20 protein-coding genes are annotated in these 24,143 nt (G+C 72.8%); 12 read left to right on the top strand and 8 right to left on the bottom strand.

Annotation, left to right across the window (positions count from 1 at the left end; translation table 11 throughout):
* Positions 1 to 7 precede the first annotated feature (7 nt).
* Both ABZ478_RS04630 and ABZ478_RS04635 read left to right on the top strand, forming a co-directional pair.
* Positions 8 to 868: a biotin--[acetyl-CoA-carboxylase] ligase gene (locus ABZ478_RS04630; protein WP_359545318.1), complete on the top strand. Its 861-nt coding sequence runs from the start codon at positions 8 to 10 to the stop codon at positions 866 to 868.
* 560 nt (positions 869 to 1,428) lie between these two features.
* Positions 1,429 to 2,547, top strand: coding sequence for an adenylate/guanylate cyclase domain-containing protein (locus ABZ478_RS04635; RefSeq protein WP_359545320.1), 1,119 nt, complete (start codon positions 1,429 to 1,431; stop codon positions 2,545 to 2,547).
* On the opposite strand, the gene ABZ478_RS04640 is transcribed toward ABZ478_RS04635, so the two are convergent.
* The gene (locus ABZ478_RS04640; RefSeq protein WP_359545322.1) at positions 2,538 to 3,176 is read right to left on the bottom strand and encodes a hypothetical protein; all 639 of its coding nucleotides are present in this window, start codon (positions 3,174 to 3,176) and stop codon (positions 2,538 to 2,540) included. The two genes, ABZ478_RS04635 and ABZ478_RS04640, sit on opposite strands and share 10 nt — an antisense overlap.
* A 185-nt stretch (positions 3,177 to 3,361) precedes the next feature.
* Here ABZ478_RS04640 and ABZ478_RS04645 point away from each other — a divergent pair, with 185 nt between their 5' ends.
* The 3 genes from ABZ478_RS04645 to hutH all read left to right on the top strand — a co-directional run bounded on the left by ABZ478_RS04645 (position 3,362) and on the right by hutH (position 7,111).
* Positions 3,362 to 4,156: an enoyl-CoA hydratase-related protein gene (locus ABZ478_RS04645; protein ID WP_359545324.1), complete on the top strand. Its 795-nt coding sequence runs from the start codon at positions 3,362 to 3,364 to the stop codon at positions 4,154 to 4,156.
* Between the two features lie 177 nt (positions 4,157 to 4,333).
* Positions 4,334 to 5,476, top strand: a complete 1,143-nt coding sequence (locus ABZ478_RS04650; RefSeq protein ID WP_359545326.1) for a GGDEF domain-containing protein — start codon at positions 4,334 to 4,336, stop codon at positions 5,474 to 5,476.
* A 96-nt stretch (positions 5,477 to 5,572) separates the two neighbouring features.
* A complete protein-coding gene (gene hutH, locus ABZ478_RS04655) occupies positions 5,573 to 7,111 on the top strand; it encodes a histidine ammonia-lyase (protein ID WP_359545879.1) in 1,539 nt (512 codons plus the stop codon).
* Between the two features lie 63 nt (positions 7,112 to 7,174).
* Here hutH and ABZ478_RS04660 read toward each other — a convergent pair whose 3' ends face one another.
* A complete protein-coding gene (locus tag ABZ478_RS04660; protein WP_359545328.1) occupies positions 7,175 to 7,945 on the bottom strand; it encodes a hypothetical protein in 771 nt (256 codons plus the stop codon).
* Positions 7,946 to 7,987: 42 nt separating this feature from the next.
* Positions 7,988 to 8,305, bottom strand: a complete 318-nt coding sequence (locus tag ABZ478_RS04665; RefSeq protein ID WP_359545330.1) for an LAETG motif-containing sortase-dependent surface protein — start codon at positions 8,303 to 8,305, stop codon at positions 7,988 to 7,990.
* 109 nt (positions 8,306 to 8,414) lie between these two features.
* Between ABZ478_RS04665 and ABZ478_RS04670 the strand changes: the two genes are divergently transcribed.
* From ABZ478_RS04670 to ABZ478_RS04695, 6 genes are all read left to right on the top strand, one after another.
* Positions 8,415 to 8,762 (top strand): hypothetical protein, encoded by a 348-nt coding sequence (locus ABZ478_RS04670; RefSeq protein WP_359545332.1) that lies wholly within the window; start codon positions 8,415 to 8,417, stop codon positions 8,760 to 8,762.
* Positions 8,763 to 8,964: 202 nt separating this feature from the next.
* A complete protein-coding gene (locus tag ABZ478_RS04675) occupies positions 8,965 to 10,227 on the top strand; it encodes an Ig-like domain-containing protein (protein ID WP_359545334.1) in 1,263 nt (420 codons plus the stop codon).
* A gap of 155 nt (positions 10,228 to 10,382) precedes the next feature.
* Positions 10,383 to 11,852 (top strand): ABC transporter permease, encoded by a 1,470-nt coding sequence (locus tag ABZ478_RS04680; protein ID WP_359545336.1) that lies wholly within the window; start codon positions 10,383 to 10,385, stop codon positions 11,850 to 11,852.
* 68 nt (positions 11,853 to 11,920) lie between these two features.
* Positions 11,921 to 12,604, top strand: a complete 684-nt coding sequence (locus tag ABZ478_RS04685) for an ABC transporter ATP-binding protein (protein ID WP_359545339.1) — start codon at positions 11,921 to 11,923, stop codon at positions 12,602 to 12,604.
* Positions 12,605 to 12,847: 243 nt separating this feature from the next.
* Positions 12,848 to 16,150: a S8 family serine peptidase gene (locus tag ABZ478_RS04690; protein ID WP_359545341.1), complete on the top strand. Its 3,303-nt coding sequence runs from the start codon at positions 12,848 to 12,850 to the stop codon at positions 16,148 to 16,150.
* A 108-nt stretch (positions 16,151 to 16,258) separates the two neighbouring features.
* A complete protein-coding gene (locus tag ABZ478_RS04695; RefSeq protein WP_359545343.1) occupies positions 16,259 to 16,771 on the top strand; it encodes a hypothetical protein in 513 nt (170 codons plus the stop codon).
* 45 nt (positions 16,772 to 16,816) lie between these two features.
* Here the strand turns inward: ABZ478_RS04695 and ABZ478_RS04700 are convergent, their stop codons facing one another.
* A complete protein-coding gene (locus tag ABZ478_RS04700) occupies positions 16,817 to 17,713 on the bottom strand; it encodes a helix-turn-helix transcriptional regulator (RefSeq protein WP_359545345.1) in 897 nt (298 codons plus the stop codon).
* A gap of 179 nt (positions 17,714 to 17,892) precedes the next feature.
* Here ABZ478_RS04700 and ABZ478_RS04705 point away from each other — a divergent pair, with 179 nt between their 5' ends.
* Positions 17,893 to 18,933, top strand: a complete 1,041-nt coding sequence (locus tag ABZ478_RS04705) for an NAD(P)-dependent alcohol dehydrogenase (RefSeq protein WP_359545347.1) — start codon at positions 17,893 to 17,895, stop codon at positions 18,931 to 18,933.
* 104 nt (positions 18,934 to 19,037) lie between these two features.
* Here the strand turns inward: ABZ478_RS04705 and ABZ478_RS04710 are convergent, their stop codons facing one another.
* The 4 genes from ABZ478_RS04710 to ABZ478_RS04725 all read right to left on the bottom strand — a co-directional run bounded on the left by ABZ478_RS04710 (position 19,038) and on the right by ABZ478_RS04725 (position 24,125).
* Positions 19,038 to 19,775 (bottom strand): hypothetical protein, encoded by a 738-nt coding sequence (locus ABZ478_RS04710; RefSeq protein ID WP_359545349.1) that lies wholly within the window; start codon positions 19,773 to 19,775, stop codon positions 19,038 to 19,040.
* Between the two features lie 105 nt (positions 19,776 to 19,880).
* Complete coding sequence (locus ABZ478_RS04715; protein ID WP_359545351.1) at positions 19,881 to 20,996, bottom strand: hypothetical protein; 1,116 nt, start codon at positions 20,994 to 20,996, stop codon at positions 19,881 to 19,883.
* A 119-nt stretch (positions 20,997 to 21,115) separates the two neighbouring features.
* Positions 21,116 to 22,765, bottom strand: coding sequence for a M48 family metallopeptidase (locus ABZ478_RS04720; protein ID WP_359545353.1), 1,650 nt, complete (start codon positions 22,763 to 22,765; stop codon positions 21,116 to 21,118).
* A gap of 241 nt (positions 22,766 to 23,006) precedes the next feature.
* A complete protein-coding gene (locus tag ABZ478_RS04725) occupies positions 23,007 to 24,125 on the bottom strand; it encodes a hypothetical protein (RefSeq protein ID WP_359545355.1) in 1,119 nt (372 codons plus the stop codon).
* Positions 24,126 to 24,143: the final 18 nt, after the last annotated feature.

Below are 24,143 nucleotides of genomic sequence, written 5' to 3' on the forward strand. Positions count from 1 at the left end.
GACTTGCATGACGCCGCACAATGCATCAGACGACAACCGCTGGTCCGATCTGGACCGTCCGCCCCTGAACGCCGCGGCGCTGCGGCGCGGGCTGGTCCGGGAGGGCGGGCTGTGGTCGGAGGTGGAGCTGGTCCGGCGGACCGGGTCCACCAACTCCGACCTGGTGGCCAGGGCCGCTGCCGGCCGGGCGGACGAGGGCGCGGTGCTGGTCGCCGAGGAGCAGACGGCCGGGCGGGGCCGGCTGGACCGGCAGTGGACCGCGCCGCCGCGGTCCGGCCTGTTCTTCTCGGTGCTGCTCAAGCCGGCCGAGGTGCCGGTGGCCCGCTGGGGCTGGCTGCCGCTGCTCACCGGTGTCGCGGTGGCGACGGGGCTGTCCCGCGCGGCCGGCGTGGACACGGCACTCAAGTGGCCCAACGACCTGCTGGTGACCGTCGGCGGCGAGGAGCGCAAGACCGGCGGCATCCTCGCGGAACGGGCCGGGGACGACGGGGTCGTCATCGGCGTGGGCATCAACGTCAGCCTCCGCGCCCAGGAGCTGCCGGTACCGCAGGCGGGGTCGCTGGCGCTGGCCGGCGCGGTGAGCACGGACCGGGACCCGCTGCTGCGGGGCGTGCTGCGGTCGCTGGAGGACTGGTACGGACGGTGGCGCTCGGCCGGGGGCGACCCCGCCCTCAGCGGACTGCAGGAGACCTACGCGGCGGGCTGCGCGACGCTGGGGCGCACCGTACGCGCGGAACTCCCCGGGGACCGCTCCGTGGTCGGAGAGGCCATCGCGATCGACGGCGACGGCCGCCTGGTCATCGCCACGGAGGCGGGGGTACGGGAGCCGGTGGGCGCCGGCGACATCGTCCACCTGCGCCCCGCGTAGGCGTGACGACGCGGTGCCGACAGAGGGCGGGCTTCTTCTCGCCCTCCCCCGGAAGCGCCCGGTAGGGGCGCGGGGAACTGCGGGAAGGGCCCTCACGGGCGGTCGGTCGGGGACGGTGGGTCGCTGCCCGGTATCGGGCCCGGCAATGGGTGGCCTTCCTTCGCCGTCGCCCGGAAGCACCCGGTAGGGGCGCGGGGAACTGCGCGAAGGACCCTCACGGGCGGTCGGTCGGGGACGGTGGGTCGCTGCCCGCGGTTGGGCCCGGCAGGGGGTGGCCTTCCTTCGCCGTCGGCGGGAAGCGCCCGGTAAGGGCGCGGGGAACTGCGCGAAAGGCCCCAGGCGCCCACGGGCCCACGGCCTGGGACGACGGGGGGCCCGGAAGGGGCCCGGCCGCGGGGTCGGAAGGTGGAAGCCCCCGAGACGGCCGGAGGCGAGAAGCGCCGGCCGACCGGTGCCGGGAGGCGCCCCCCGGCCCAACCCGACGGAGTGAGCTGGCGCACACCTGCCGTAGAGTTGAGGCCGGTCGTACCTGACCGTGGCAGATCGGAAGGGCAGCAGGCGTGACCGTCGACGACACGGGCTCCGGCGCGGACGCGCGGGTTGATCCCCACGCCGCCGACCCCGGCGAGGATCCCCTCGCCCTCCGCCTCGAGCAGCTCATTCTCGGCGCCGAGCGGCGCTACACCCCTTTCCAGGCGGCCCGCAGCGCCGGTGTCTCCATGGAGCTGGCGTCCCGCTTCTGGCGGGCCATGGGCTTCGCCGACATCGGGCAGGCCAAGGCGCTCACCGAGGCCGACGTACTGGCCCTGCGGCGGCTCGCCGGTCTCGTCGAGGCGGGGCTGCTGAGCGAGGCCATGGCGGTGCAGGTGGCCCGGTCCACGGGGCAGACCACCGCCCGGTTGGCCGAATGGCAGATCGATTCCTTCCTGGAGGGGCTGACCGAGCCGCCCGAGCCGGGCATGACCCGCACCGAGGTCACCTATCCGATCGTCGAGCTGCTGCTGCCCGAGCTGGAGGAGTTCCTGGTCTACGTCTGGCGGCGGCAGCTCGCCGCCTCGGCCGGCCGGGTCGTGCAGACCGCCGACGACGAGGAGATGGTCGACCGGCGGCTCGCGGTCGGCTTCGCGGACCTGGTCGGGTTCACGCGGCTGACCCGGCGGATGGAGGAGGAGGAGCTCGGCGAGCTGGTCGAGGCCTTCGAGACCACGGCCGCCGACCTGGTCGCGGCGCGCGGCGGACGGCTCATCAAGACGCTCGGCGACGAGGTGCTCTACGTCGCCGACGACGCGGGTACGGCCGCCGACATCGCGCTGCGGCTGGTCGAGACGATGGCCAACGACGAGACGATGCCGGAGCTGCGCGTCGGCATGGCGTTCGGCACGGTCACCACGCGTATGGGCGACGTCTTCGGCACGACCGTCAACCTCGCCTCCCGGCTGACCTCCATAGCCCCGCGCGACGCCGTGCTGGTGGACAGCGCCTTCGCCGAGGAACTGATCCGCACCAAGGAGGCGCCCGCCTCGGAGGCGGAGGCCGCCGAGGCCGCGGCCGCCGCGGAGAAGGAGGGCGAGGAACCGCCGTCGTACCGCTTCGCGCTCCAGCCGATGTGGCAGCGCCCGGTGCGTGGGCTCGGGGTGGTCGAGCCGTGGCTGCTCGGCCGCCGCGACGGTCAGTCCTGACCACCGCCCAGCACGTCCACGCAGAGGCCGATCACCGGTAGGCACAGTCCGTCGTCCCAGGTGGGCGGGGCCGTCGTGCCCCGGCTGGGGGTCGGCGCCGGGTCGTGGGCGGTCCGGGTCGGCGCGGGGGGCGTGGGAGGTGTCGGCGAGGAGCGCGGTGCGGTCGTGGCCGGATCGGTGCGCCGTGGGGCGGTGGTCGGCGCGCCGGTGGTGCCCGGGGGCGGGACGCGGGTGGCCGAGGGACCGGGGGCGGCCTCGTCCGTCTCCGCCGGGGCCGTCATGGCCGTCGGGGCCGCGCTCACCCCGCCCATGGCCGAGGTGGCGGAGGGCCGGGTCGTGCGGGCGGTTCCGATGCCTGCGGCCGTGTCGGTGGAGCGGGCGGTGACGCCGCTCGGGTCCGGGCGGGGCTCGGCCAGCGCAGTGTCCGGGGCGCCGACGCCGGACTCCGGAGCGGCGCGGACGAGGCTGAGGACGCCGGCGGCCAGTGCCAGGCCCCCCGCTGCGAGCATCACCTTGCGGGGGCGGGGCTTGCGGTGCCGGCCGCGGCGCGCGGAAAGCGTGGCGGTCTCCGCGGCGGCGGTCCGCTGATTCGTTTCTCCGGTACCGGACTGAGCGCGTGTCGGTCTCATGAGGTCCCCTCCCCACCGTGGCGCGGAGCGCACGTTATGCGCTGCCGTGGGTGGTGTGGGCCGAGACGGCCGGGATGTCACCCGAACGGGTGTAGGGCGGCAAGCGGGCGGCTCTTTCCCGGGGCGGGGTGCGGCTGCGATGATCGGGGCGGCAGTGAGTTAACCCGCGTTAACCGGAGGGTGTCATGAGCGAGGAGCGGTACGGGGAGTTCGTGCTGGTGCGGCGGCACGGGCACGTGGCGGAGCTGGTGCTGGACCGGCCCAAGGCCATGAACGCCGTCTCGACGGAGATGGCCCGCTCCCTCGCGGGCGCGTGCACGGCGCTCGCCGCCGACCGGGAGGCGCGGGTGGTCGTGCTGACCTCCTCGCACGAACGCGCGTTCTGCGTCGGGGCCGACCTGAAGGAGCGGAACTCCTTCAGCGACGCCGACCTGGTGAAGCAGCGGCCGGTGGCGCGCGGGGCGTACACCGGGGTGCTGGAGCTGCCGATGCCGACGATCGCGGCGGTGCACGGCTTCGCGCTGGGCGGCGGGTTCGAGCTGGCGCTTTCCTGCGACCTGATCGTGGCCGACCCGACGGCGGTGGTGGGGCTGCCCGAGGTGTCGGTGGGCGTGATCCCGGGCGGCGGCGGTACGCAGTTGCTGCCGCGGCGGGTCGGGGCGGCCCGGGCGGCCGAGCTGATCTTCACGGCGCGGCGGCTGGACGCGGCGGAGGCCGCCGGTCTCGGCCTGGTGGACCAGCTCGTGGAGGAGGGCCGGGACCGCGGGGAGGCGCTGGCGCTGGCGGCGCGGATCGCCGGCAACTCGCCGGTGGGGCTGCGGGCCGCCAAGCGGGCGCTGCGACTGGGGCACGGGCTGGACCTGCGCGCCGGGCTCGAGGTCGAGGACGCGGCGTGGCGGTCGGTGGCGTTCTCCGGGGACCGGGCGGAGGGCGTGGCGGCCTTCAACGAGAAGCGCAAGCCCGAGTGGCCGGGGGAGTGAGGCCGCGAGGCGCCGTCCGGGCTTTCCCGCCGGGGGCGCCGCCCCGGAAGTGATGTCCGCCGGGGTCCCGCCGGGCGGGATTTTCCGCCGCGGTGCCGCCGGGCCGGACCGCCACGATGAGTGAGCGACGGTCTCTTGATGTTCCTGTTCATCCCATTTTCTTCCTAATCTGGAGCAATGGGTGAGGACAAGCGGCTGGCCGCAGTGGTGGCGCTGGCTCAGGGGATGGCCGCGGCGCGTGCGCCGACGGAGTCGTGGCGCGCCGCCGCGCTCGGCGCGTGCTGGGCGCTGGACGGCAACTTCGCCGCGCTGTCGGTGTGGGAGCGTGACCTGGGCCGGCTGCGGGTGCTGGTGAACGTGGGGGAGCGCCGCGCGGACGAGGAGGAGTTCCCGGAGACCGAGACCTATCCGGTGCACCAGTTCCCGGAGATCACCGAGTTCCTGCACGAGCGCTGGGTGGGCGGGGGCGGCCCGAACGCCTGGGTGGAGACCGCCGGGGGCACGGCCGCCGGCGACCGCGGCTACTTCCACCAGCGGGTGGCCGCGCTGCGCCGCCGCGGCCGGGGCTGCTGTGTGGTCGCCCCCGTCGTGCTGCACGGCCGGGCGTGGGGCGAGCTGTACGTGGCCCGGGCGGTCAGCGCGCCGGTGTTCGGACCCCCCGACGCCGACTTCGCCACCGTGCTGGCCGCGGTCGTCGCCGCCGGGCTGGCCCAGACCGAGCGGCTGGAGGAGGCCCGCCGGCTGGCGTTCACCGACTCCCTCACCGGTCTCGCCAACCGCCGTGCCGTGGACGTGCGGCTGGAGGAGGCCGTCGAGCGGCACCGCACACGGGGCGTCGTGGTCAGTCTCGTCGTCTGCGATCTCAACGGGCTCAAGCGGGTCAACGACACCCTCGGGCACGCCGTCGGTGACCGCCTGCTGGAGCGGTTCGGCTCGGTGCTCTCGCTGTGCGGGGCGATGGTGCCGGGCGCGCTCGCCGCCCGACTCGGCGGCGACGAGTTCTGTCTGCTGGTGGCGGGGCCGCCCGCCGACGATGTGGTCAAGGCGGCGGACGAGCTGTGCCGACGGGCCGGGGAGCTGGAACTGGGCGAGGGGGTGGCCTGCGGCGTCGCCTCGACCGAGGATCCGATCGGGCCGGTGCACGACGCCCGGCGGCTCTTCCGGCTGGCCGACGCCGCGCAGTACCGGGCCAAGGCGCTGGGCGCGGACCGGCCGGTGGTGGCGGGCCGGGAGGGGCCGGACGACCCCGTCGTACGCCTCGCCGACGAGCCCTCGCCGGAGCGGGCCGAGCGGCGCCGCTTCCGGGGCCGGCTGCCGTGAGGGAGTGTGAGGTGAAGCTCACGAGGCGGTAAGGGGCGCACCCGCGCTCCACTAGTGACACATGCGCATTCAATGCGTACGCTCCTGAATATGGATATGCACACTGTGGTGGTGGGGACGTCCGGTGTCACGGCGTCCGACGTTCTCGCCGTGGCGCGCGGCGGTGCCCGCATCGAGCTGTCGGCCGAGGCCGTGGCGGCCCTCGCGGCGGCCCGGGAGATCGTGGACGCCCTGGCGGCCAAGCCCGACCCGGTCTACGGCGTCTCCACCGGTTTCGGAGCCCTGGCGACCCGGCACATCAGCCAGGAACTGCGCGCCCAACTGCAGCGCAACATCGTCCGCTCGCACGCCGCCGGCATGGGCCCGCGGGTCGAGCGTGAGGTCGTACGCGCCCTGATGTTCCTGCGGCTCAAGACCGTCTGCTCCGGGCACACCGGGGTCCGGCCCGAGGTCGCGCAGACCATGGCCGACGTGCTCAACGCCGGGATCACCCCGGTCGTGCACGAGTACGGCTCCCTGGGCTGCTCCGGCGACCTCGCCCCGCTCTCCCACTGCGCCCTGACCCTGATGGGCGAGGGGGACGCCGAGGGCCCGGACGGCGTCGTCCGGCCCGCCGGCGAACTGCTCGCCGAGCACGGGATCGCCCCCGTCGAGCTGCGCGAGAAGGAGGGGCTCGCCCTCCTCAACGGCACCGACGGCATGCTCGGCATGCTGGTCATGGCCCTCGCCGACCTCGACACCCTGTACAAGTCCGCCGACGTCACCGCCGCCCTCAGCATGGAGGCGCTGCTCGGCACGGACAAGGTGCTCGCCCCCGAGCTGCACGCCATCCGCCCGCACCCGGGCCAGGGCGCCTCCGCCGCCAACATGCTGGCCGTGCTCAAGGGTTCCCAGCTCACCGGCCACCACCAGGACGACGCCCCCCGCGTCCAGGACGCCTACTCGGTGCGCTGCGCCCCGCAGGTCGCCGGCGCCGGCCGGGACACCCTGGCGCACGCCCGGCTCGTCGCCGAGCGGGAGCTGGCCTCCGCGGTCGACAACCCCGTGGTGCTGCCCGACGGACGGGTCGAGTCCAACGGCAACTTCCACGGCGCCCCCGTCGCCTACGTGCTGGACTTCGTCGCCATCGCGGCCGCGGACCTCGGCTCCATCGCCGAGCGGCGCACCGACCGGCTGCTGGACAAGAACCGCAGCCACGGCCTGCCGCCGTTCCTCGCCGACGACGCCGGCGTCGACTCCGGCCTGATGATCGCCCAGTACACGCAGGCCGCGCTGGTCAGCGAGATGAAGCGGCTGGCCGTCCCGGCCTCCGCGGACTCCATCCCGTCCTCCGCCATGCAGGAGGACCACGTGTCCATGGGCTGGTCGGCCGCGCGCAAGCTGCGCACCGCCGTCGGGAACCTCGCCCGGATCATCGCCGTCGAGCTGTACGCGGCCACCCGCGCCATCGAGCTGCGCGAGGGCCTGAGCCCGGCGCCCGCCTCCCGCGCGGTGATCGACGCCGTGCGCGCCGCCGGTGTGCAGGGGCCGGGCCCGGACCGCTTCCTGGCCCCGGACCTGGCCGCCGCCGACGCGTTCGTGCGCGGCGGGCGTCTCGTCGCCGCCGCCGAGTCCGTGACGGGGCCGCTGGCCTGACCTCCGCCCGGTGAGGGTGCCGTCGGCCGGCACCCCCACCGCCTCCTCACCGCAGACGGGCCGTCACTTCAGCTTGGCCGCCTGGGCCTTGACGACCGGCGCCGAGACCGCGTAGGGCTTCTTGGACATCATCGCGCCGATGTTGACCGTGGAGTACGTCGCGAGGGTGTTGCCGTGCCGTACTACCTCGCCGTGCAGCGGCATGTCGCCCTCGTCGGAGCTGTCGTTGGTCGCCGTGAAGGCCACCGACTCGTCACCGGTGCCGGCGGACTTCTCCTCGGCGACCTTGGTGAACTTCCCCTTCTCGCCGTCCTGCTCACCGGCGAAGCCGCCCGAGCACGCCTTCACCGCGTCCGAGACCGACTTCAGGGCCTTCTCGGCGCCGTCACCGTCGTACGAGGCCAGGGTGACCACGGTGACGTCCAGGTCCATGGACTTGTTGAGCGCTTCCTCGAACTTGCCGTCGGCCAGGTCGTCCATGGACGTGGCGTCGTCCGTGGGGTCCTTCTTGTCCTCCGTGGCCATGCGGCTGGCCTGCGCCGCCGGCTCGCCGGGCGCGATGGCGGTCAGGGCCCGCAGCAGCGGGTCGCAGCGGGAGTCCTCCGCCTTGACCTTGCTCTTGTCGGGGAGGCCGCCCTTGACGGCCCCCACCTTGAATCCCGGCACCTCGCCCTTGGCGATGACCAGGTCCTTCAGCTCGGCGGCGCTCAGCGCCTTCGCCGAGCCGCCCTTGCCGTCCCCGGAACCGCCGTCGGAACAGCCTGTGATGAGGGCGAGCGACAGTGCGCCCACAGCCGCGGTGGCGCACAGCCGGACACCCGATGATCTCTTCATGAGCGGACTATGAGTGCACTGTCAAAGGATCGTCAAGCGAGATTAAAGTCCGAGGCGTTCGCGGCGCACCGAATACACCACGAACCCGGCGCCCACGGCGAGGAACACGCTGCCGCCGACGACATACGGCGTGGTGTCGAAGCTGCCGGTGTCGGCCAGCTCCGTGGTGTCCGCGGCATCGGCCGTCGTGGCCTCGCTCACGGCCTTCGCCTGCTGGGTGACCGGTGTCGTCGAGGCCGCCTCGGTCGTCGTTCTCGCCGTGTCGTCCTGCGACGCGTTGGCGGACGGGACGAACCACAGGGCGCACAGCAGCGTTCCCGCGGCGGTGGCGGTCAGCAGCGGACGGCGAACGGATGACACGGAATATCGATCCCCTTGTGACGCTGGCGAATTGGCCGTGTGGGGCGATGTTAGTGAAAGTCGCGGGTCACAGGAAAGTCACGGGAGGTTTCAGTCGTACGCTCCCGCCATGAACACGGAAGAGACATCCAGGTTTGTACGCCTTCGGGTTGAATTGGTCCTCGAGGTGGAGAACGAGGGCGAGTTGACCAAGGCCGCGCTGCGCCGGCTCGCCGCCGATCCGGAGCTGCCGCAGGAGGAGCGGTCGCACGCCGAGAGCGCTGTGACGGAAGACACCGCCGAGGCCCTTGCTTACCTCGTCGACCCGTTCGACCTGGTCAGCGAGGTGCCCGGGGTGGAGCTCCAGCAGGCGTCCTGGTCCAGCGAACACATCGACCACGACCCCGACTCCCTGGACTGGGACGTGGACGAGGATGATGGAGGGGAAGACGACGAAGAAGAGGACGGCATCGGCTGAGCGTCCCGGGGCACTTGTGCACCCCGGACGGCAACCGCCGTCCGGGGCTTTGTCGTCTCAGGGGGCGCACGGACGACTCGGCACCACCCGTCACGGGCGGGCGTGGGATGCCCCACACCCGCGGGTCATGTGGAGCGGGACGAATCGCCCGTAGCGTGGACGGTTCCCCTGGGGACTCGGAGTTTCCGCGATTTCGGCAACGATGGAGAAGCGTGTGATGACGGACAGTAAGCGGCGCAGGGGCCTGACGGTCGCGTCCGCTCTGCTCGGCGGTGTGCTGGTACTCACCGGGTGTTCCGGGGGCGGCGACGACAAGGCCTCCGGCAGCGGTGACACCTCGCAGGCCAAGGCCGACGAGGCAGCCGCCGAGAAGTCCTCCGAGGCCCAGATCACGATCACGCCGAAGGACGGCTCGAACAACGCCTCCATCAACAACTCGGCCGCCGTCAAGGTCGCCAAGGGCACCCTCACCACGGTCTCCATGACCACCGAGGACGGCAAGGCCGTGTCCGGCGCGCTGTCCGCCGACAAGACGAGCTGGCAGCCCAGCGCCCAGCTCGAGCGGTCGACCACCTACAAGCTCTCCGCCGAGGCCAAGGACTCCGCCGGCCGGGTGGCCCACGAGAACGCCTCCTTCACCACGGTCTCGCCGACCAACAGCTTCATAGGCAACTTCACGCCGGAGGACGGTTCGACCGTCGGCGTGGGCATGCCCGTGTCGATCAACTTCGACAAGGCGATCACCAACAAGGCCGCCGTGCAGAAGGGCATCACGGTCACCTCCAGCAGCGGTCAGGAGGTCGTGGGCCACTGGTTCAACGCCAACCGCATCGACTTCCGTCCCGAGGCGTACTGGAAGGAGAACTCCACCGTCACGCTGAAGCTCGCGCTCGACGGTGTCGAGGGTGCCTCCGGCGTCTACGGCGTGCAGCAGAAGACGGTCACCTTCCACATCGGCCGCAACCAGGTCTCCTACGTCGACGCGCAGACCAAGAAGATGAAGGTCACGCAGGACGGCAGGACGGTCAAGACCATACCGATCTCCGCCGGCTCGCCGGAGAACAAGACGTACGAGGGCATCATGGTGATGTCCGAGAAGTTCAAGCAGACGCGTATGAACGGCGCGACCGTGGGCTTCACCGACGACGACGGCAAGGGCGAGTACGACATCAAGGACGTGCCGCACGCCATCCGGCTGACCAGCTCCGGCACCTTCCTGCACGGCAACTACTGGGGCGCGAAGTCCATCTTCGGCAGCGTCAACACCAGCCACGGCTGCGTGGGCCTGTCCGACACCAAGGGCGCCAAGGACCCCAGCACCCCCGCCGCCTGGGTCTACGACCACTCCCTCGTCGGTGACGTCGTGGTGATCCGGCACACCGGCGACAAGACCGTGTCCCCGGACAACGGCCTCAACGGCTGGAACATGGACTGGGCGCAGTGGAAGGCCGGTTCGGCCGTCTGATCCCGCGCTCCCCGCACACCCGCTCCGGTGCCGCCCCTGTCCCAGGGGCGGCACCGGCCGTTTTCCGGGCTCCTCCTGGGGTGGGGCACAGCCTTCTCATGGATCTCTTATTTCAGCCTTATCGAGTCATCACGGTCCGTCCCTAGCTTGCGGGCATGTTCTTCACCTACCTGAGGCGCGAACTGCGCCGCCGTAGAAAGGCGGCCCTCGTCGTCGCCTCCGGTCTCGCGCTCGGCATCGCGCTCGTCATCGTGGTCAACTCGGTGTCCAGCGGCATGGGGAAGGCCCAGGACAAGGTCCTGCAGTCGCTGTACGGGCTGGGCACGGACATGACCGTCACCAAGGCCGCGTCGGCGTCCACCGGTGACGCGCAGCGTCCGCGCTTCGAGTTCGACGCGCAGAACGACGACTCCAAGTCGCAGAGCAGCGACCGGGTCATGGTGCAGGGCTTCACCACCCTCGCCTCCTCGACCGTCACCGAGGTCGCGGACCAGCGGGGGGTGTCCTCGGCCGTCGGCGGGCTCAGCCTCAACGTGGTGAAGGTCGACGGCCGGTTCACCCGCGGCCAGTTCCAGCAGAATTCAGACGCCGGCGGGCAGCCGGGCCGTCCCGGCGGCGAAGGGAGCGGCCAGCCGCAGGGCGAGGTCCGCGGCGGCGGCGCGAACTTCGACATCAACCAGTACACCGTCTTCGGCACCGACGTCACCAGGACCGCGCTCGGCCCGCTGACCTCCTCGAAGATCACCAGCGGCCGCGCCTTCCGGACCACCGAGACCGACGCCAAGGTCGCCGTGGCCGACTCGGCCTACGCCAAGACGAAGAAGTACAAGGTCGGTTCGACCGTCACCGTCAAGGGCACCGAGTTCAAGGTGATCGGCATCGCCACCGCCGACAGCGGTGACGCGGCGGCCAACCTGTACGTCCCGCTGAAGCGGGCACAGACCCTCGCCGGTGAGAAGAACAAGATCACGACGATCTACGTCAAGGCGGCCGACTCCCAGCGGATCGACTCGGTCAAGGGCGCCATCCAGAAGAACGTCTCGGGTACGACCGTCACCACCTCCGCCGACCTGGCCGAGACCGTCTCTGGCTCGCTGTCCACCGCCTCCTCGCTCGCCACCAAGGTCGGCAAGTGGCTGTCGATCGTGGTGCTCGTGGCCGCGTTCCTGGTGGCCGGTCTGCTCACCTCCTCCGCGGTCTCCCGCCGGGTGCGCGAGTTCGGCACGCTGAAGGCCCTGGGCTGGAAGTCCGGCCGGGTGACCCGGCAGGTGGTCGGCGAGGCCGTCGTCAACGGCCTGGTCGGCGGTGTCCTCGGCATCGCGCTCGGCCTGGCGGGTGCCTACGCCGTGACGGCGATCAGCCCCGGTCTGCAGGCGCAGCTCGGCGGCGGCACGGGCGGGGGAGGCCTCGGTGGGCCCGGCGGCGGGCCCGGCGGCGGGGGCTTCGGCGGACCCGGGCGGCAGGCCGCCAAGACCCTGGAGGTGGCCCTCACGGCCCCGGTCAGCGTCACCACGATCGTCCTGGCGGTGGGCCTCGCGGTGGCGGGCGGCCTGATCGCGGGCGCGTTCGGCGGCTGGCGGGCCTCGCGGCTGCGTCCGGCCGACGCGCTGCGGCGCGTGGAGTAGCGGCCGGCCCGCACGAAGGCGCGGCGCCCGCCGACGCGCACCATCCGAACGCCCCCTCAGGAGTCCCCATGTACGAACTCAGGAACGTCACCAAGCGCTACACGAGAGGCAAGGAGACCGTCCACGCCCTCGACGGCATAGACCTGACCATCCCCGACGGCGACCGCCTGGTCATCCAGGGCCCCACCGGCGGCGGCAAGTCCACCCTCCTGCAGATGCTCGGCGGCCTGGACCGCCCCACCTCCGGAGAGGTGGTCCTGGACGGCACCGACCTGGCCAGGCTCTCCGAGGCCCGGCTGACGCGCGTCCGCAGCGAGAACATCGGCTTCGTCTTCCAGTCCTTCAACCTGATCCCCACCCTCACCGCCCAGGAGAACGTCGAGACCGCCCTGGTCCCGCTCGGGGTGAAGGTGAAGGAGCGCCGCGAACGGGCGGCCGAGGCCCTGAACTCCGTCGGCCTCGGCGAGCGGCTGGCCCATCTGCCCTCGGAGATGTCCGGCGGACAGCAGCAGCGCGTCGCCATCGCCCGCGCGCTCGTCAAGCGGCCCAAGGCGCTGCTCGCCGACGAACCGACCGGCAACCTCGACGAGGGCATGCGCGACGAGATCATGGACGTGCTCGAACGCCAGTGGAAGGAGCACGGGCTGACCTTCATCATGGTCACCCACGACTCCTCGATCGCGCGGAAGGCCCCGCGGCTGGCCACCATCCGCAAGGGAAAGATCGGCATCAAGGAGAACGCGGGCGCCTGACGGCGTATAACACCGCCCGCACACAAGGGACTTCGCGGTTGTGTAACGGTGTCCCGCCCGGCGGGTAACAGTTCCGGGCGGGGCTTTCCCGCCCTTCTCCCCGCTCTTGAGACGTCCGATCGGCCCCCGCCATACTGCGGGACCCGGGGGAGTTGACGTTCAGGTGTACGAATCTTCCCCCGGCCGGGTGAACGGGGAATTCGCCCGGTACCTCATCTCCAGGGGGAGATCTTGCGCAGACAAGTGAAGAGAGCAGCTGCGGCCACTGTGGCCACCGCCGCAGCCGTCGCCCTCGCAGCGGGTGTGACCAGCCCCGCGTCGGCGAAGCCCGGCCGCCAGACCCCGGCCGCCGCCTCCTCGTCCACCGTCCGGCACCACGTCACCCTGATCACCGGTGACCGTCTGTCCCTCGACGCCAAGGGCCGGGTCGTCGGCCTGCAACGGGCCGAGGGGCGCGAGCACATACCGTTCCAGGTCCGCCGGGCCGGCGGACACACCCTGGTCGTCCCCGCCGACGCGGCCCGCCTGGTCGCCTCCGGCACGCTGGACCAGCGGCTGTTCGACATCACCGAGCTGAACCGCGCGGCCACCCGCAAGGCCCAGAAGAACGGCCTGAAGGTCATCGTCGGCTACCGCGGCACCGCCACCGCCGCCAGGACCGGCGTCCGCGACGCGGGTCACCTGCGCCGCAGCCTCAAGGCGCTGAACGCGGACGCCGTGCAGGCCCCGGCCCGGCGGACCAGCGAACTGTGGGCCGCGGTCACCGACGGCGACCGGGCCGCCTCCGGCGTCGCGCACGTCTGGCTGGACGGCGTCCGCAGGGCCGCCCTGGACAAGTCCGTGCCGCAGATCGGTGCCCCGGCCGCGTGGGCCGCCGGTTACACCGGCAAGGGCGTGAAGGTCGCCGTCCTGGACACCGGGGTGGACGCCACCCACCCGGACCTCAAGGACCGGGTGATCGACGCCCGCAACTTCACCACCGCCGCCGACGCCACCGACCACTACGGTCACGGCACGCACGTCGCGTCCATCGTCGCCGGCACCGGCGCCAGGTCGGGCGGCAAGTACAAGGGCGTCGCGCCGGACGCCAGGATCCTCAACGGCAAGGTCCTGGACGACTCCGGCTACGGGGACGACTCCGGCATCATCGCCGGCATGGAGTGGGCGGCCGTGCAGGGCGCCTCCGTCGTCAACCTCAGCCTGGGCGGCTACGACACACCCGAGGTGGACCCGCTCGAGGCGGAGGTCGACAAGCTCTCGGCCGAAAAGGGCATCCTGTTCGCGATCGCCGCGGGCAACGAGGGCCCCCAGTCGATCGGTTCACCGGGCAGCGCGGACGCCGCGCTCACCGTCGGCGCCGTCGACGGCAAGGACAGGCTGGCGGACTTCTCCTCCACCGGCCCGCGGACCGGGGACGGCGCCATCAAGCCGGACGTCACCGCGCCCGGCGTCGACATCACCGCCGCGGCGGCCAAGGGCAGCGTCATCGACAAGGAGGTCGGCGAGAAGCCCGAGGGCTACCTGACCATCTCCGGCACCTCGATGGCCACCCCGCACGTCGCCGGCGCCGCCGCACTCCTGAAGCAGGAGCACCCGGACTGGGGTTACGCCGAGCTGAAGGGCACGCTCACCGGCTCCGCCAAGGGCGGCAAGTACACCCCCTTCCAGCAGGGTTCGGGCCGGATCGCGGTCGACCGGGCGATCAAGCAGTCCGTCGTCGCCGAGCCCGTCTCGGTCGGCTTCGGCACCCAGGCCTGGCCGCACACCGACGACCGTCCGGTCACCAAGCGGCTGACGTACCGCAACCTCGGCGACGAGGCCGTCACGCTCGGCCTGACCAGCACCGCCACCGACCCCAAGGGCCACGCCGCCCCGGCGGGCTTCTTCAAGCTCGCCGCGACCACCGTGACCGTCCCGGCGCACGGCACGGCCTCGGTCGGCCTCACCGCCGACACCAGGCTGGGCGGCACCACCGACGGCGCCTACTCCGCGTACGTGACCGCGACCGGCGGCGGGCAGAGCGTCCGTACGGCCGCCGTGGTGCAGCGCGAGGTGGAGTCGTACGAACTGACCCTCAAGGTCATCGGCCGCGACGGCAGGCCGGCCCCGTACTACGACGCCGGCCTGACCGGTGTGGCGGGCCTGGCGAACGGCCGGTCCCTGAACCCGTACGACAAGTCCGGCACGGTGAAGGTGCGCGCGCCCAAGGGCACGTACATCCTCAACAGCTCCGTCTACGCCGACCCCGAGAACGCGGCCAAGGGCATCGACTGGATCGCCCAGCCGAAACTGACCGTCACCGGCAAGCGGACGATCACCGTCGACGCGCGCAAGGCCAGGCCCGTGGACATCACCGTGCCGGAGTCCCGTGCCCGGTCCGAGCTGGCCGCGCCGGAGTTCGACGTCACCGTCGGGGACAGCCAGTACGGCTACGGCTGGCTGCTCGACTCGTACAAGAACTTCCACACCGCCGCCCTGGGCCCGCGGCCGGCCTCCGGCACCCTGTTCCAGCAGTGGGACGGCCACTGGTCGAAGGGCGCGACGCAGGAGTACGCCGTCACCTCGGGCGGCCCGGTCGGGCAGTTCGCCACCGGCTACACCAAGCACTACAAGGCGAGCGACCTGGCCACGGTCAAGGTCAGGATGGGTGCCGCCGCGAGCGGCAAGACGGGCTCGGTGGGCGCGATGGGGTTGCTGCCCGGCAGCACCAGCGGCACCTACACCGTCCTCCCGCAGAAGCTGCCCGGTACCCACACCCTGCACCTGTCCGCCAAGGGCGGCGTGGAGTGGATGCTGATGTTCGAGCAGGACGGCGGGGTCGACCAGGACGGCTTCCCGGTCACCGACGCCGCCTACTCGACGGGCCCGCAGTCGTTCGGGGCGGGCAGGACGTACACCAGGACCGTCAACACCGCCGTCTTCGCCCCGCGCGTCGACGCCGATTCCGGTGTCTTCCGGGACGGCGACGAGATCTACGGCGCGCTGCCGCTGTTCGCCGACGGCTCCGGCAACGCCGGGTACTCGGTGTTCTCCTCGGCGCACACGACCCTGTACCGGGACGGCGTCGAGGTCGGCTCCAACAACGACCCGCTGTTCGGTGGCGAGACCTTCAAGGTCCCGGCCGGTGACGCCGCCTACAGGCTGACCACCTCGGTCCGGCGCCCGGCCACGATCGCCAGGGCCTCCTCGCGGATCGACGCGAGCTGGACCTTCCGCTCGAAGAAGCGGGCAGGCATCGTCGCCAAGCTCCCGGTGTCGACACTCCATTTCGGTGCGAGGACCGGCCTGGACAGCCGTGTCGAGGCCGGGAAGAAGCTCACCTTCCCGGTCACCGTCGAGGGCGCGGCCGCGGGCCGCGGCCTGAAGTCCCTGAAGGTGTACGTCTCCTACGACGGGAAGACCTTCAAGAGGACCGAGGTCCGCGGCGGCAAGGTGACCGTGAAGAACCCGGCGAGGAACAAGTCCGTCTCGTTCCGCGCCAGAATCACCGACAAGAAGGGCAACACGTCGCTGATCACCGTCTACGACGCCTACTACGGCAAGTGAGCGGCGGACAGCGGTCCCGAGTGTTCTGAACGGGGGGCGTGCCGGAAGCGGCTTTCCGGTACGCCCCTCGCCGTGTGCCGGCGCGCCCGGCCGACGTAGGGTCCCCTCGTGACCGCCGCCCTGACCGCCATGATCACAGCCGTCGTCGGTGTCCTCGGCACGCTCCTCGCGCCCGTACTCGCGCAGCGCCACTTGGACCGGCAGCGCCTCCAGGAGGCCGGACAGGCCGAGCGGCGGCGGCTGCTGGAGGAGCGGCGCGGCGCCTACACCGCCATGAACCGGGCCTCGCGCCAGTTCCACACCCTGCTGAAGGACGCCCTGCACCGGGTGCGCGACGGCGTCTACGCCGAGCAGGACCGGGAGCAGCTCGAGGACGCCCGGCGGGACTACCGCGACCGGTACGCCGAGGCGCAGATGGTGGTGCCCGAACGGATCCTGGACGCCTCCCGGGCCGTCAACGAGGTCCTGGCCCGCATCGACGCCGTGGTCAAACGGCTCGACCGGGGACTGGCCCGTGAGGGCGAGAGCGCCGAAGGGGCCCTGCGCGACCTGAAGGAGGCCGAGCCCCTGCTCACCGCGATGCGCCGGCTCATGCGGGCCGACCTGGGCGTCGAGGACTGAGCCGGCCCGTCCGGATCAGGGCGGATCGAGCCCGGTCATGCCGCATCAGGCCGAGGACACCGCGCGCGCCGCGTCCGTGCCCCAGCTCGCCAGCAGCCGCAGGGACTGCGCCGACGGGGAGTCCGGCTCGGCGTGGTAGGTGAGCAGCGCCTGGTCGCCGTCGTCCGCCAGCCGGAAGGTCTCGAAGCCGAGCGACAGGTCACCCACCAGCGGATGCCGCAGGCGCTTGACGCCGTAGCTCTTCTCCTTGACGTCGTGCGTCGCCCACAGACGGCGGAACTCCGCGCTCTTCACCGACAGTTCGCCGACCAGGGCGGACAGCCGGGGGTCGTCCGGATAGCAGCCCGCGTCCATGCGCAGGGCGCAGACGATGTCGATCGCCTTCTGCTCCCAGTCGATGAACAGGTCCCGGTAGTCCGGGCGCAGGAACACCATCCGCGCCCAGTTGCGCTCGGCGGGCGCGAGTTCCGACCAGTCGCCGAACACCGCGGCCGCCATCCGGTTCCAGGCGAGCACCTCCGTGCGCCGGCCGACCACGTACGCCGGTACGCCCTCCATCGAGTCCAGCAGCTGGCGCAGCGCCGCCCGCACCTGCTGCTGCCGTGCCGCCGGCTTCTTCTTGTGCGCCGTCGGCTTGGCCAGGTGGGTCAGGTGGGCGTGCTCGGCGTCCGTCAGGCGCAGGGCCCGGGCGATGGAGTCCAGCACCTCCGCCGAGACGTTCCGGCCGTTGCCCTGCTCAAGCCGCGTGTAGTACGCCACCGACACCCCGGCGAGCTGGGCCAGCTCCTCGCGGCGCAGCCCCGGCACCCTGCGGCGCCGGCCGAATTCGGGCAGGCCCACGTCCTCCGGCTTCAGCCGGGCCCGCCGGCTGCGCAGGAACTCGCTCAGCTCGGCCCACCGGTCCAGGGGTGGTCCCGCGGCCGCTTCCGGCTGTACATCCATACGGCAAGTATCCGTGGTGCCGCGAGGTCGTACGCCGGCGAGCCTGACCCCGCCAGTGGTAGGCACGGTGGTCGTACGAAAAAGCGGGACCTGGGTGACGCGCGGGACATGGGGCAGGCTGGAAGACGTACCTGGCCGGAAGACGACCGGGCACCGAGAGTCAACTAGGAGATCCCCCCATGACCACTGTTGCCGCCTATGCCGCGCCCGCCGCGAAGGCTCCGCTGGAGCGCACCACCATCGAGCGGCGTCCGGTCGGCGAGTCCGACGTCCTGATCGACATCAAGTTCGCCGGCATCTGCCACTCCGACATCCACCAGGCCCGTGAGGGCTGGGGCGAGGCGATCTTCCCGATGGTCCCCGGCCACGAGATCGCGGGCGTCGTGTCCGAGGTCGGTCCCGGCGTCACGAAGTTCGCCGTGGGCGACCGGGTGGGCGTCGGCTGCATGGTCGACTCCTGCCGCGAGTGCGACAACTGCAAGGCCGGGCTGCAGCAGTACTGCGACCGAGGCCCCACCTGGACGTACAACTCCGTCGGCAGGGACGGCGAGCCCACCTACGGTGGCTACTCCGAGAAGATCGTCGTCGACGAGAACTACGTCGTCCGCATCCCCGAAGGCCTGTCCCTCGACGTGGCCGCCCCGCTGCTGTGCGCCGGCATCACCACGTACTCGCCGCTCAAGCGCTGGAACGCGGGCCCCGGCAAGCGGGTCGCCGTCGTCGGACTCGGCGGCCTCGGCCACATGGGCGTCAAGATCGCGCACGCGATGGGCGCCGAGGTCACCGTGCTGTCCCAGACCCTGCGCAAGAAGGACGACGGCCTGCGGCTGGGCGCCGACCACTACTACGCCACCGGCGACCCGGCGACCTTCGAGAACCTGAAGGGCACCTTCGACATCATCCTCAACACCGTCTCGGCCCCGATGGACTTCGGCGCCTACCTCTCGCTGCTGCGCACCGGCGGCTCGATGGTGAACGTCGGCCTGCCCGAGGAGCCGGTCCACGTGACCCTCACCTCGCTCTTCGGCAACCTGCGCAACCTGACCACCTCCAACATCGGAGGCATCCCCGAGACCCAGGAGATGCTGGACTTCTGCGCGGAGCACGGCCTGGGCTCGGAGATCGAGCTGATCGGCGCGGCCGAGATCAACGAGGCCTACGAGCGGGTGGTCGCCAGCGACGTCCGCTACCGCTTCGTCATCGACGCGGCCACCATCTGACGGGCCCTGCGACCGGTCCGGCTGCCGAACCCGACCCCGGCCGGCGAGCCGAACGCGCCGGCCGGGGTCGGGACGGCCCACAGGGACCCGTCCGGCCCCCCGCCTCAGCCGACGCCGAAGCTCTCCCCGTCGGCGTACGACCGCACGGCCACCGCGCCGTCCGCGCCGGGCCGTACGACATGCGCCCGCCCGAGCCCCGCGACCCGGGCGGCCGGACCGGCCACCTCCACCACGGTGTTCTCGTCGACGGCGACGCCGCAGGGCGCGTCCCCGCGCCCCACCACCGCGACCAGCCGCGCCAGCGTCCCCCACTGCGCGGCGTGCACGTCCACCGCGAACGGCACCAGCCCCAGGCCCGGCCGCACCGCGACCTCCTCCAGGTCCTCCGCCGTGTCCTCGGGGCAGACGGGAACCCCGTCCACCAGCCATCCGCCGACCACCGCCCGCCGGGCGGCGAGGGCGGCACCCGCGGAGAAGCCCGCGTACGGCACTCCGCGCTCGGCGAGCAGCCGCGGCAGCCGGTCGGCGCAGCCGGCGAACGCCTCCTGATAGGCGGGCGTCAGCCCACCGCACACCAGCAGGCCGTCGGCGCCGTCAAGCGCCTCCTCCGGCTCGAACCGCCCACCGAGCGGTACGAGCGCCGGCACGGGTGTGCACCCGGCGCCGCTCCTGTCCAGCGCCCGCGCGAACCGCTCGAACTGTTCCCGCCCGTCGCCCTCGTCCATCACGACACAGCCGATCCGCGGCACACCGGCGGCGCGCTCGGCGGCCGCCCGCAGAAACGGCGCGTACACCTCCGCGCGGTCCCATCCGCCACCGATCAGAAACGTACGACCGCCCATCCGGCCCCTCCCGTCCACACGTCCTCACCCGTCCTCTCGTCCTTCGCGAGGGGCGAATGTACGGGGTCGGGGCCGGTGCCGTCGCCCGAAAAACCGCCGCGAGGATCAGTCCGCGGCCGTCACCCTGTGGGCCACCGTGTCGCGCACCTGGCAGAAGTGGCGTGCCATGCCGTCGCCCCGGTAGCGCCAGGGCAGCGCGTTGACATGGCCGTCGACCAGCTTGAACTGCTCCAGCGCCGCCTCGTCGCGGTCCTGGAGATGGAGGTAGAACGCCAGCAGGTGGCGCAGCTCCGGCAGGCGCGGGTGGGCCGGATCGGCGGCCGCCACGTCCGCGAGGGCCGCCTCCACCCGGGCCAGCATCCGCGGGGTGTTGTCGGCCGCGGTGTCGTCCGAGTCGTCGTGCTCGAAGTGCGCGATGAGCGGGAGCGCCGTCAGCAGGCTGCCCGTCGGCGCCTCGGCCGCGGCCCGCTCGGCGAAGTCGAACGCCAGCCGCTCGGAGCCGCGCCACTTGGCGCACCAGTACTGCAGCGCCGAGAAGTGCGCCTCGTAGTGGTGCGGCGCCCGGGTGGTGATCTGCGCCCAGAGCTTCTCCATCTCGGCGTTCGGGTAGCCGAGTCCCAGCGCCACCCAGATCTCCGCGATGTACGGCGTCGGGTCGTCGGGGTTCAGCGCGGCCGCCCGCGCGATCTCCTCGCGGGCGCCGCGCAGCGTCCGGAGGAAGCCCTCGGCCTGCTCCCGGGTGGTGTGCTCGCCCGTCTTGGCGCCGCGCAGCTTCCAGGCGAGGATGACCGTGCTGCGCGCCCGGACCACGGCCGCGTCGGGGTCGTCGGGGCGCGCCGCCTCCCAGGCCAGCAGCCACTCGTCCTCCTCGGCCGCTCGCTCGGCGAGCAGGTAACCGGCCGCCGACCGGCGCTCCCAGTCCCGGCCGATGCCGCTCAGCAGCTCGGCGGCGGGCCGCCAGTCGCCGGCCCGGACGGCGGTGAGCGCCGCCGCCCAGTCCGCGGGCAGTGGGGCGGCGTGCTCGGTGTTCTGCCGCTCGACGGGCAGCAGCCCGAGCTTCTCCGCGGCCTTCGCGGCTGCGGCCGCCTCCGCGGCGTCGGCGTCGGCGTCGTCGTCGGGGCTGGGGGAGAAGAACTCCTTCAGGAAGACCCAGGCCAGCCAGAGCGCGAAGAGCACCGCGGGGGCGGCCAGGATGCCGAGGATCCAGAGCAGGACGGTCATGGGAGTTGCGGTCCGTTCGTCGGGGGACGGCGTCGGGGCGGCGGGACAGCCGGGGTCGGGGGAGCCGGCGTCGGGCCGTTGTGGCGTGGTCGTGCGGGGGCGGACGGCGTGCCCGCGGCTCACACGGGCGGCGTCGCCGCCGGGAACAGCAGGGCCCGCAGCGGGGCGGTGTCGGGGTGGTCGGCGAGCGCCGCGTTCACGGCCGCGTCGAGCGCGGCCTCGGCGCCACCGTCCGGGGTGCTGTGCGGGGTGCTGTGCGGGCCCGGGCCGGTCAGCCGCGCGACAGCCGCGTGCGACCAGGAGAACTCCCAGCTCACCAGTGAACGGGCGCTGAACTCGGCCAGCACCATCGTCCGCAGCGACGAGCGCAGCCGCGGCCGTACGAACTCGCGGAAGGCCCGGCCCTTCGCCGCGGCCGCCTCGTCGGACAGCGGCAGCCGCTCGGCCAGCCGCCACAGCTTGCCGTCGTCGACGACGTCCAGCAGCGCGGCCAGTGTGGCCGGCTGCCCGGTGTACTCGGCCAGCGCCCGGTGCAGCGGGGTGTGCGCGGTGGACATGCCCTGGGTCATGGCGGCGTCCAGCAGCTCATGCCACGCGGTTGCGCGCGGGTGGTCGAGGATCTCTTCCGACAGGACGGCGTCCTCCAGCGCGGTCAGCGTCTTCTCCGCGTCGGTGAGCAGGGCGAGCGCCGGGCCCCCGGCCTCCGCCGCGCGCCCGTCGGCGGGCAGCGCCTCCAGCCGGCGCACCCGTTCGGCGATCGGCGGATGGGAGTCGTACGGCGAGACCGGTGCCGTGGGCAGCTCGGTGCGCAGCGCCGCCAGCTCCTCCTCGCGGGCCGCGAGCAGCCGGGCGAAGCCCCCGAAGAACTCGCCGCGCGGCGGCAGCAGCCGCACCGGCAGGCCCAGGGTGGCGTACGAGTCGAGGTAGAAGTCGTGCGAGGCGGACAGGGCCGGGATCTCGCGCAGGGCCGAGGCGATCGCGTCGCGCCCGGCGATCCGGGCGGCGGCCCGGTCGGCCGCGTACTCCTGGGCCCGGGCCGTGGACAGGGAGGCGCGCAGATAGAGGTTGCCGTACAGCGTGTAGACCGACGCCATCATCCGGTACATCACCCCGGCCCCGGCGGTGTCGACCTCCTTGGCCTTCCTGCCCTTCGCGACCCGCTTGGCGGCGGCCTTCTCCTGGCGGCCGCGCTCGGCGGCCACCTTGCCGGCCGCCTTCTCGTGGAAGTGCTCGATCACCCGGGCGATCTGCACCCGGCCGCGCACCACGAGCGCGGACAGCCGGGTGTCACCGCCCGTGTAGTGGCCGTACTCGTGGGCGAGCACACCGCGCAGTTGCGCTTCCGTCAGGCCGGTCAGCAGCGGGACGCCCAGATAGAGCCGGCGCGGGCCGGGCCGCAGGCCGAGCAGGCGCGCGTCCTCGCTGACGGCCGCGTTGACGTCGGCCGTCAGCACGATCCGGTCGGGGGCGCGGGTGCCGGTCGCCGCGGCGAGTTCCCGCACCAGTGCCCACAGCCGGGGCTCGTCCGCCTCGGTGACCTCGATGCCGGGCGGCCCCTCGCCCTTGGGTGTGCGCAGCATGAACATGCCGCGCACGATGGGAATGGCGAGCAGGACCGAGACCGCGACGATCTTGATGCCGGCGGCGCCGTGCACCCAGGTGACCACGGCCACGTCGACACCGGCCAGTGCCGCGAGCAGCAGCAGGCTCAGCAGATGGAAACCGCACAGCAGAACGAGAGCACGCAGCGCGCGCAGAGTTGCGCCCATCGGGCAGATCCCCCCACAGGACCCGGAGAAAATGAACAGGCCGACGCGCACCGCCGGGCGGTGCTGCCGGTGAGTGTGGGGGACTCGGAGCAGACTTCGAGCGGACTCGCGACGACTTCCGGGGTACGCCCGGAGCGGCTCCGGGCAAAGCGTGAGCAAAGCCGAAGCAAGCGGAGTATGCCCTACCGAAGATCAGCGGGGCAATCCCGGCCGTGACCTGGGCGGACCCCTGCGGGTCCCGTCAGCCGGGCAGGCCGGCCGGGCTGCCGCCGGCCGCCTCGTAACCGGCCACCGCCAGCGCGCGATGGGCGGCGAAGGCGGCGGCCGGGTCGGCGGACAGGGTCCAGGGCAGCGCGCCCACATGCCCGTCGACGTGCGCGAGCTGGTCCATGGCCTCCGGCCAGCGCTCGGCCCGGACCAGGAAGAACAGCAGCAGATGGCGGACGTGCGCGAGCACCGGGTCGTCCGGGCGGGCGGTGTGCACCGCGTGCAGCGCGCCCTGCATCGCCCGGGTGACCACCTCGCTCTGGTAGAAGCTGCGGACCAGGTTCACCTCGGGGAGGTGCTCGAAGACCGCGAAGAGCGGCAGCGCGGCCAGCAGCGAGCCCTCCGGGGCGCGGGCCGCGGCGCTCTCGGCGAAGGCGTACGCCTCCTCGCGCGAACCGTGCCACTTCTCGCACCAGTACCGCAGCGCGGCCAGGTGCGCGCCCATGTGGTGCGGGGCGCGCTCCAGGACGGTCAGCCACAGCTTCTCGAACTCCGGCCGCGGACAGCCCAGACCCCGGGCGACGGACAGCTCGACGATGTACGGCACCGGGTCGCCGGGCGCGAGCAGTGCCGCCTCGCCGCACGCCTGCCGGGCCTCCTCCATGATGATCCGGAAGTCCTCCGTGCCCGGCGAGGACGTCCGCCAAGCCTGCTGCACCAGGAACTCGGCGTGCACGGCCGCGCCACCGGCGTCCTTGGGCCGCTCCGCCCGCCACACCCGCAGCCACTGCCCGCCGGGCGTCTCGTGCACCCCGCCCGGCCGCTCGGCCAGCTCCAGTGCCGCCGCGCCGGCGAAGGCCTGCACACGCTGCCAGCGCGTCTCGCCCTCCGCCTCGGTGCCGGCCAGCAACTGGGCGGCGGCCCGGTAGTCCCCGGTGCGCCGCACCACGTCCAGCACGTCCAGCAGATCCTTGTCCGGGCCCGGCATCCGCACGTCCAGCTCCTCCTCGGGCACGAGGCCGTAGGCCGCCGCACGCGCGCCGTCCGGCAGGCCCGCCGGAGCCCGCCCGGCCGCCCCGCGCCTGCGCCGCAGGACCGGGAGCAGCACGAAGCACAGCAGGACCAGCGCCATGAGCAGCCAGAGAGTCGCCATGCCTCAAGCGAACCAGAC

It is taken from the genome of Streptomyces sp. NPDC005706, assembly GCF_040631045.1.
Classification (GTDB): Bacteria; Actinomycetota; Actinomycetes; order Streptomycetales; family Streptomycetaceae; genus Streptomyces.

Coding starts and splice junctions, on each gene's coding strand:
- hutH (WP_359545879.1), top strand. CDS start 5,573: ATGCACACTGTGGTGGTGGGGACGTCCGGTGTCACGGCGTCCGACGTT.
- ABZ478_RS04700 (WP_359545345.1), bottom strand. CDS start 17,713: ATGGATGTACAGCCGGAAGCGGCCGCGGGACCACCCCTGGACCGGTGG.
- ABZ478_RS04630 (WP_359545318.1), top strand. CDS start 8: ATGACGCCGCACAATGCATCAGACGACAACCGCTGGTCCGATCTGGAC.
- ABZ478_RS04650 (WP_359545326.1), top strand. CDS start 4,334: ATGGGTGAGGACAAGCGGCTGGCCGCAGTGGTGGCGCTGGCTCAGGGG.
- ABZ478_RS04725 (WP_359545355.1), bottom strand. CDS start 24,125: ATGGCGACTCTCTGGCTGCTCATGGCGCTGGTCCTGCTGTGCTTCGTG.
- ABZ478_RS04680 (WP_359545336.1), top strand. CDS start 10,383: ATGTTCTTCACCTACCTGAGGCGCGAACTGCGCCGCCGTAGAAAGGCG.
- ABZ478_RS04640 (WP_359545322.1), bottom strand. CDS start 3,176: ATGAGACCGACACGCGCTCAGTCCGGTACCGGAGAAACGAATCAGCGG.
- ABZ478_RS04645 (WP_359545324.1), top strand. CDS start 3,362: ATGAGCGAGGAGCGGTACGGGGAGTTCGTGCTGGTGCGGCGGCACGGG.
- ABZ478_RS04685 (WP_359545339.1), top strand. CDS start 11,921: ATGTACGAACTCAGGAACGTCACCAAGCGCTACACGAGAGGCAAGGAG.
- ABZ478_RS04675 (WP_359545334.1), top strand. CDS start 8,965: ATGGAGAAGCGTGTGATGACGGACAGTAAGCGGCGCAGGGGCCTGACG.
- ABZ478_RS04720 (WP_359545353.1), bottom strand. CDS start 22,765: ATGGGCGCAACTCTGCGCGCGCTGCGTGCTCTCGTTCTGCTGTGCGGT.
- ABZ478_RS04660 (WP_359545328.1), bottom strand. CDS start 7,945: ATGAAGAGATCATCGGGTGTCCGGCTGTGCGCCACCGCGGCTGTGGGC.
- ABZ478_RS04710 (WP_359545349.1), bottom strand. CDS start 19,775: ATGGGCGGTCGTACGTTTCTGATCGGTGGCGGATGGGACCGCGCGGAG.
- ABZ478_RS04670 (WP_359545332.1), top strand. CDS start 8,415: ATGAACACGGAAGAGACATCCAGGTTTGTACGCCTTCGGGTTGAATTG.
- ABZ478_RS04715 (WP_359545351.1), bottom strand. CDS start 20,996: ATGACCGTCCTGCTCTGGATCCTCGGCATCCTGGCCGCCCCCGCGGTG.
- ABZ478_RS04705 (WP_359545347.1), top strand. CDS start 17,893: ATGACCACTGTTGCCGCCTATGCCGCGCCCGCCGCGAAGGCTCCGCTG.